This is a genomic window from Acinetobacter sp. R933-2, from assembly GCF_030325485.1.
Classification (GTDB): domain Bacteria; phylum Pseudomonadota; class Gammaproteobacteria; order Pseudomonadales; family Moraxellaceae; genus Acinetobacter; species Acinetobacter sichuanensis.
In genome coordinates, this window is sequence record NZ_JACAIJ010000012.1 from 134,662 (window position 1) to 142,066 (window position 7,405).

Here is a 7,405-nt window from a genome sequence, read left to right on the forward strand (position 1 = left end):
CTTCAAATAAAAAAATCATTTGGAAAGATTTAAACGCTTTGCTGTTTTATCTGGATTTAAAAATAAAATTGCCAAAACTGCAACAACAATTAAATACACACCAATATAAGTAAAACTTTGGTTCATTCCATAAATTAAATTTTCAGCCATTTGACTCGATAATAATTGCCCTTTGGCTGGTTGAATATATCCTGCCCGATCCATCAAATGTCCAACCATTAAAGGAGACACGATTCCACCCACTGAAGATAAGGAAACTAAGGTTGCCATCACTGCTGCACGTTGTTTAGAACAAACACTATATCCGACTGTCATCGTTGCCAATGGAAAAGTCATTGCTGCCCCTGCGGCAATCGTAATCAATAAAATCGCCATATTACTTTGAGTATAAGGCAAAAGAAAAAATGCAATACCCGAAATTAAAATAATGATGCCAAAATTCATGCCCAAAGCTTGATGTACTGTGGCATTTTTTTTCATCAAAATACGTGAAATATAACCTGCCCCCATTAAAGCAAGTGCGCCAAGTATCCATGGTAAAGTTGAGATCGTTCCCACCATTTGTGGAGACAACTGTGCCACTGTTGCAATATATTTAGGAGACCATGTCGTTAAAAAACCAAGTGGCCAAAAACAACCGATCCCTGTAAGCACTGCCACAATAAACATTTTCGAACTAAAAATTTTAAAATAAGGAACAGGCTTAAGCTGATCTACCACCGCTGCAATACTATGTGTATGAATATTTAACTCATCATTATTTTTAGTCTCTTTCTTTTCAGGTTGATCACTAATATGACTATAAGGTCCTTCTTTGCATACGAAAAACCAAACTACTGTCCAAATCAAACCCACTATGCCTAGAAAACCAAATGCCCAACGCCATCCCAGTTGTGGATGTGCAATGATATAAGCCAAAGCAGGTGCAGCTAAAATAGGTCCAATAGTTGTTCCTGCTGCAACCATACTACTTGGAAAACCACGTGCAGTAGGCTCAAACCAACCTTGCACGTGTTGTAAACTAATTGAAGATGCTGGTCCTTCAGCCGCCCCCAAAATAATACGGGTGACTAAAAGCGCCATTGCACCACCTCCAAATAACATTGGAAATTGTAAAATAGCCCAACTGACGCCCATGACCAAAATAATCCATTTGGTTTGAATTTTTCCTGCAGCAAAACCAACAACAACACCAGATATTGCAAATAAAAAAAAGAATGAACTACCAATAAAGCCAAACTCTGTACTCGTCATTTGCAGTTCAGCCATGGCTGACTCTGCAACAAGTCCTAAGACTGCCTTATCTGCAAAATTAATCATTTGAAAAATCATTAATAATACAGTGATCAACCATGCTTTTTTAAATCGTGTATGTGGTGTTAAATCTTGCGATGTTTTTTGCATCATTCTATTCACACCCTCATGATTTTACTTGACCATTACACTTAAAACTTAAAGGTATATGTAGTTGCAACACGGTTTTCGACATAGTCTGTACCTGCTGCATTACCTACGCCATATTTTTGGTCAGTACGAATATGACGCCATTCAAAGCCTAAACCTTTAAACTTACCTTCAGGAGCTGTGTAATTGACGATGACATTTTTCTCGGTTTCTTTATTATCCTTTAAATTTGGACGATAAATTTCACTACCATTTAAATAGCGTAAAGTCAATCTTAAGCCTGGAACTCCTGCTTCTTTAAAGTCATAACTATATAAAATATGCCATGTAAGCTCTTTTGCTTTATAAAACCCTAAAGATGACCAACTTTGTAAAAATGGCTGTGGAATATACCCTCCCAATACAGGTATCGCATTTTCACCCATGTGTTTTTGAACACCTGTGGTGATTGTATTCGAACCATTTTGTACCGTTGCTTGTAACCCTACAGATTGGGTATCAATATTGCCAAAGTAAGCATCACCATCTTCGGTATAGTTAAAATAACGTGCATCCACTTTAACTTTGGATTTGCCGACTTGCTCTGTATATGCCGCATTCAAATAATGTTGTTGATAAATATCTTCAAGCTGCCCAAACCAATATGAACCTGAAATATTCGGATTAAAGTTATAGTCTAGCCCAAGAAAATTTAAACCATCACTCTCTTTATTTGGATCGGTTGAACCCGCTAAAGTTAATTTATTAAACTCATCATCATCACGTGCATTCACATGTGTAAAACGACCCGCAGATACTTTTAGATCTTTAATCTCTTTACTCTCAAGCATTGCACCTGCATAAGTGGTGACCAACTGGCGTGAATCATCAATAAATAATACGGGCGTTTTTGGCAATAATTCACCCACTTTTAACTCTGTATCTTGATATTTTAATTTCAGCGTTGCGCCTAACTTTAAGAAGTCACGCTCTTGTTTACCTTCAGATTTATTGTAATTAAATACAGTATCTAAACGCTGATCATTATGATCACTTAAGCGTACAGCATATTGAAAGCCTAAATCTAATCCCAACTGTACAGGTGTATTGGTATATCCTGATTCAAAACGGCTGCTAATTCCTTGCGACCAACTTCCAATATCTTTATCGGTTTTTGCAATATCACGATCTACATAAAAATTTCTTAAATACACCGATTTTTGACTATCCTGCCAAAAATCTGCATGCGCGATATTAATACTTAAGCAACCTAAAATTGCATAGCCGACAGTACGTTGTGCTTGAAATAAGCCATTTAATTTAAACATAGAGGAAATCCTTTCCAAACATTTTTAACTTGTTGTATTACTCTGGGTTGTACATCATCACGACAGTCCAATAATAAAATTGATCTCCTTGAATACTTCTAAACTTCTTTATTTTCAAATTACTTAGACAAAGACTTAATTGACTATCGCTTACATTATTTTAATAATCAATGTATTTTTCCATATAATTTTAAGTATATTTTCATACCTTTTTGATATCTTATTTTCAATATCTTGATAAATTTACTTTTGAACTCACATTAAAAATAAAAACAGTGTTATAAAGCACAGTTTAAAAAATATACTTCTTCATCCCAAAACATGTATTTATTTTAAGCAAAAAAAAATGGGTTATATTTTTCGATATAACCCACTTTTAAATGTACAAATTTTATATTTTATGCCAGAAAAGTTTCTTGCAAATAACGCCAGTACATTTGCCCTTCTTGCTCAACCAAAAGTACAGAAGCTCGACGGCTTGTTGTACCTGCTTCTTTATGATGTGTTTCGGTATAATTCATCAAAACTGCATCATCTTTTTGCATGATCACTTCAGCATCTGAAATTTCTATTTTTAAATCTGGAATATTTCCTTGATTATTTTTAAATAGTTGTAGAACTTGTTCATACTGGATACGTTTTCCTGCTGCACCCACCATTTCAAAATCTTGTGTGAAATATCCAATTAATTGTTCAAGTTGTTCATCCGTATTTTTTTCATTAAATACCGCTTGAATCAATTCATGTAATGTATACGTGCTTTGAATTGCAGCATCTTTATTCAGTGCCATAACCTATCCTTATTGAAAGCAAATGATGTATTAATAATACAAAATTAAATGTAATTTTCAATTTAAAAATACAACTTAAATATAAAAATATCCATTCAATTTTTAAATTTTCATAAAAACCCGATGAAAACCAAGTATTCAACCTATATTTTTATCGGAATTAATCCATATCCATCAGCAAGGCAATTTCTTCTGATTCAAAAACTTCTTTAACACAATCTAAAATATTTGGAATATACGCACTCTGATCCATATTTCGAATGGACATTGAAATTGGACTATATGCCTCTAAATCTAAAATCGGGATATATGCTAAATTTTTCATTCCAATTTCACTGGCACTTTGTGGTATCAAGCAAATTCCCTCACCCGAAGACACTAAACCTAAAGCCATATGAATTTCACGTACCTCGACCATATTGTTTGGAACTAAACCTAACTCAGTAAAAATAGATTGAATTAATGTTGAAAAATTTGGCTTTTGGGTTGCAGGATAGGAAAAAATTAATTCGCTAACAATTTCAGATAAATAAACACCTCTATCAATATATTGAGTTAAAAAATGCTGCTTATGTACAGCTAATAATAATTTTTCTTTACGCATTAAAATACGTTTGATTGCTGGATCAGTCAGTCTTAAACGACCAAAACCAATATCAATTTTCCCTAATTTTAAAGCTTCGATTTGGTCTTTTGTTCCACATTCAATGAGTTCTACCTCAGTATCTGGATTTTTTTGTCTAAATAAATAAATGATTTGCGGCAATAATGCATAGAGTAAGGAACTCACATAACCTATACGTACTATTTTACTGACTGCACTGATTCGTTTTGCCATTGAAGTTGCTTGTGCAGTATGCGTTAATATTTGAACAGCATGCTGATAAAAAAACTGTCCTGCCTCTGTGGTTTTTACAGGTCGAGAGCCGCGTTCAAATAATAAAATTCCTAATTCTTCTTCTAATTTTTGAATTTGACGGCTTAACGGTGGCTGTGCAATACAAAGTTTTTCAGCCGCTTTCGTAATACTCTGCTCTTCAACAACCGTCACAAAGTAGCGTAAATGTCTTAATTCCATTTATATACCTTTTAAGTATCTAAAAATACCAATTTGGCTCTAGTTTAAGATATTACATTAATTTAGGGTATGTAAATAGATCAACACTTAAGAAATATTGCGATGTATAAGTCCATAGAAACATTGCTTGTTGAAATCCCAACCATCCGTCCTCATAAGATGGCGGTTGCAACAATGCAGACACAAACTTTAGTCCTCATCAAAGTCACTACAGAAGATGGCTTTGTCGGTTGGGGTGAAGCAACCACAATTGGTGGTTTAGGCTATGGTGAAGAAAGCCCTGAAAGTGTTAAAACCAATATTGAAACCTATTTTGCGCCATTGTTAAAAACCTTAAATGGGCTCAATGTGGCACAAACGATGCGAATCATTAACCGTAATATTAACGGTAATCGTTTTGCTAAATGTGCAATTCAAACAGCTTTGTTAGATATTCAAGCACAACGTCTAGGTTTACCTTTAAGTGAGGTTCTAGGTGGTCGTTTACGTGACAGTATTTCAGTATTATGGGTATTAGCATCTGGTAATACAGAAAAAGATATCGCTGAAGCGCAAAAAATGGTTGAAAGCAAGCGTCATAATGTTTTCAAACTCAAAATCGGTTCTCGTCCTGTAGAAGAAGATGTAGAACATGTTTTAGCCATCAAAAAAGCATTAGGCAACGATGTTTCAATCCGTGTTGATGTGAACCGTGCTTGGTCAGAACTGACTGCAATCAAAGGCATTCAACTGTTACAAGACGGTGGCGTAGACTTAATTGAGCAACCTTGTGCAATCAACAACATTGATGCCATGGAACGCTTAACCCGTAAGTTTGATATTGCCATTATGGCAGATGAATCTTTAATGGGTCCACAAAGTGCTTACGAACTTGCTAAACGCAATGCAGCTTCTGTTTTTGCTGTAAAAGTAGCACAATCTGGTGGCTTAATTGAAGGTTGTGAAGTTGCCAAAATTGCGAATCTTGCAGGTATTGATCTTTATGGCGGCACCATGCTTGAAGGTCCTGTTGGCACGATTGCTTCTGCACACGTATTTTCAACATTCAGTAATTTAGCATATGGTACAGAGTTATTTGGCCCATTATTACTGACTGAACAAATTTTAAAAACTCCACTTCAATATGAAAACTTTGAGCTTAAGATCCCAACAGGTTTAGGCTTAGGTATTGAATTGGATGAAGACAAAATCGACAACCTACGTCGTCAATAATTGAAGGAGTCGTCATGCTTTTCCAAGTAAAAATGGATGTCAATATCCCATTAGATATGCCAGCTGAAAAAGCCAATGAAATCAAAGCCGTTGAAAAAGCATATTCTCACGATTTGCAACGACAAGGGAAATGGCGTCATATTTGGCGTATTACAGGTCAATACTCAAATATCAGTATTTTTGATGTAGAGAGTAATGAAGAACTGCACAACATTTTACAAGGTTTACCATTGTATCCATACATGGACATCGAAGTTGTTGCATTAAACCGCCATCCTTCATCAATTCGTGAAGATGACACCTGATTTTTTAGTATAATTGTATAGTAATAAAACAAGGATTGTTGGGGCAAGGACGCGAGCCAAAAACATTTAGCAAGCACAGCCCCACAGCAACCTTTTCATACTTAAGGAGAATCCGTATGAACCGTCAAGAGATCGATCAATTAGTAAAAAAAATGAACGTAGACACAGCAACAGGTCCTGTTGATGCTCGTGTTCAACAAATTGTTGTACGTTTAGTTTCTGATCTTTTTCAAGCTATTGAAGACCTCGATATTTCACAAACTGAATTGTGGAAAGGTCTTGAATACTTTACTGACGCAGGTCAAGCAAATGAATTAGGTTTACTTGCTGCTGGTTTAGGTCTTGAGCATTATTTGGACTTACGTGCCGATGAAGCTGATGCTAAAGCAGGAATCACAGGCGGTACACCTCGTACAATTGAAGGTCCTTTATACGTTGCAGGGGCACCTGAATCTGTAGGTTTTGCTCGTATGGATGATGGTTCTGAATCAGATAAAGTTGATCTTTTATTTATTGAAGGTCAAGTTACTGATACTGAAGGTAATATTATCGAAGGTGCTAAAGTTGAAGTTTGGCATGCAAACAGCTTAGGTAACTATTCATTCTTTGATAAATCTCAGTCTGATTTTAACCTACGTCGTACGATTTTGTCAGATGCAAATGGTCAATATGTTGCTCAAACAACTATGCCTGTTGGCTATGGCTGCCCACCTGAAGGTACAACTCAATTTGTACTTGATAAACTAGGTCGTCATGGTAACCGCCCTTCTCACGTGCATTATTTCGTGTCTGCACCAGGCTATCGCAAACTTACAACTCAATTCAATATTGAAGGTGACGAGTATCTTTGGGATGACTTCGCATTCGCTACACGTGAAGGTCTAGTTGCAACTGCTGTTGATGTAACAGATGAAGCTGAAATTGCGCGTCGTGGTGCAAATAAAGCATTCAAACACATCACATTTAATGTGGAACTTGTGAAAGAACAAGAAGCTGCGCCAACGACTGAAGTTGATCGTCGTCGTGCAAGTGCATAATGATGATAAAAATACTGTGAAACCTTATTAGTTTCACAGTATTTCCTTGTGCCATAATTTTTTATGCATAAGTATTTATTCAAAATATTTATGCATAGCAATTTATGAAAATGTAGATAAGGTTAATCACATGATTGATAAAAGCTCAGCTTCTCTTAAAGAAGCTCTTTCACAGATTAAAGATGGTTCAACCGTCATGATTGGCGGTTTTGGTACGGCTGGACAACCTGCAGAACTGATCGATGGTTTGATTGAGCTCGGCATCAAAGAC

The 7,405-nt window shown here is 35.8% G+C and carries 8 protein-coding genes; 4 read left to right on the plus strand and 4 right to left on the minus strand.

Features of this window, described 5'->3' with window-relative positions; genetic code table 11:
- Nucleotides 1–15 precede the first annotated feature (15 nt).
- The 4 genes from HX005_RS14585 to catM form a co-directional block, all read right to left on the minus strand.
- Nucleotides 16–1,407: an MFS transporter gene (locus HX005_RS14585; RefSeq protein ID WP_286377904.1), complete on the minus strand. Its 1,392-nt coding sequence runs from the start codon at nt 1,405–1,407 to the stop codon at nt 16–18.
- Between the two features lie 38 nt (nt 1,408–1,445).
- Nucleotides 1,446–2,711 (minus strand): OprD family outer membrane porin, encoded by a 1,266-nt coding sequence (locus HX005_RS14590; RefSeq protein WP_286377905.1) that lies wholly within the window; start codon nt 2,709–2,711, stop codon nt 1,446–1,448.
- 398 nt (nt 2,712–3,109) lie between these two features.
- On the minus strand, nt 3,110–3,502 hold the full coding sequence (locus tag HX005_RS14595; protein ID WP_107009747.1) for a DUF4440 domain-containing protein: 393 nt from the start codon (nt 3,500–3,502) through the stop codon (nt 3,110–3,112).
- Nucleotides 3,503–3,662: 160 nt separating this feature from the next.
- On the minus strand, nt 3,663–4,580 hold the full coding sequence (catM, locus tag HX005_RS14600) for a cis,cis-muconate-binding transcription regulator CatM (protein WP_107009748.1): 918 nt from the start codon (nt 4,578–4,580) through the stop codon (nt 3,663–3,665).
- Nucleotides 4,581–4,682: 102 nt separating this feature from the next.
- On the opposite strand from catM, the gene HX005_RS14605 reads away from it, so the two are divergent.
- The 4 genes from HX005_RS14605 to HX005_RS14620 all read left to right on the plus strand — a co-directional run.
- Entirely contained in the window at nt 4,683–5,792 is a 1,110-nt protein-coding gene (locus HX005_RS14605; RefSeq protein ID WP_286377906.1) for a muconate/chloromuconate family cycloisomerase, read from the plus strand.
- Nucleotides 5,793–5,806: 14 nt separating this feature from the next.
- The gene (catC, locus tag HX005_RS14610) at nt 5,807–6,097 is read left to right on the plus strand and encodes a muconolactone Delta-isomerase (protein ID WP_107009750.1); all 291 of its coding nucleotides are present in this window, start codon (nt 5,807–5,809) and stop codon (nt 6,095–6,097) included.
- Between the two features lie 116 nt (nt 6,098–6,213).
- Nucleotides 6,214–7,134: a catechol 1,2-dioxygenase gene (gene catA, locus HX005_RS14615; RefSeq protein ID WP_286377907.1), complete on the plus strand. Its 921-nt coding sequence runs from the start codon at nt 6,214–6,216 to the stop codon at nt 7,132–7,134.
- A 130-nt stretch (nt 7,135–7,264) separates the two neighbouring features.
- Nucleotides 7,265–7,405: CoA-transferase (locus HX005_RS14620; RefSeq protein WP_286377912.1), on the plus strand; the 141-nt coding region annotated here is incomplete at its 3' end.

Excerpts from the sequence above, each read along its gene's own strand:
- HX005_RS14585 (WP_286377904.1), bottom strand. The coding sequence starts at position 1,407 with ATGATGCAAAAAACATCGCAAGATTTAACACCACATACACGATTTAAA.
- HX005_RS14590 (WP_286377905.1), bottom strand. The coding sequence starts at position 2,711 with ATGTTTAAATTAAATGGCTTATTTCAAGCACAACGTACTGTCGGCTAT.
- HX005_RS14595 (WP_107009747.1), bottom strand. The coding sequence starts at position 3,502 with ATGGCACTGAATAAAGATGCTGCAATTCAAAGCACGTATACATTACAT.
- catM (WP_107009748.1), bottom strand. The coding sequence starts at position 4,580 with ATGGAATTAAGACATTTACGCTACTTTGTGACGGTTGTTGAAGAGCAG.
- HX005_RS14605 (WP_286377906.1), top strand. The coding sequence starts at position 4,683 with ATGTATAAGTCCATAGAAACATTGCTTGTTGAAATCCCAACCATCCGT.
- catC (WP_107009750.1), top strand. The coding sequence starts at position 5,807 with ATGCTTTTCCAAGTAAAAATGGATGTCAATATCCCATTAGATATGCCA.
- catA (WP_286377907.1), top strand. The coding sequence starts at position 6,214 with ATGAACCGTCAAGAGATCGATCAATTAGTAAAAAAAATGAACGTAGAC.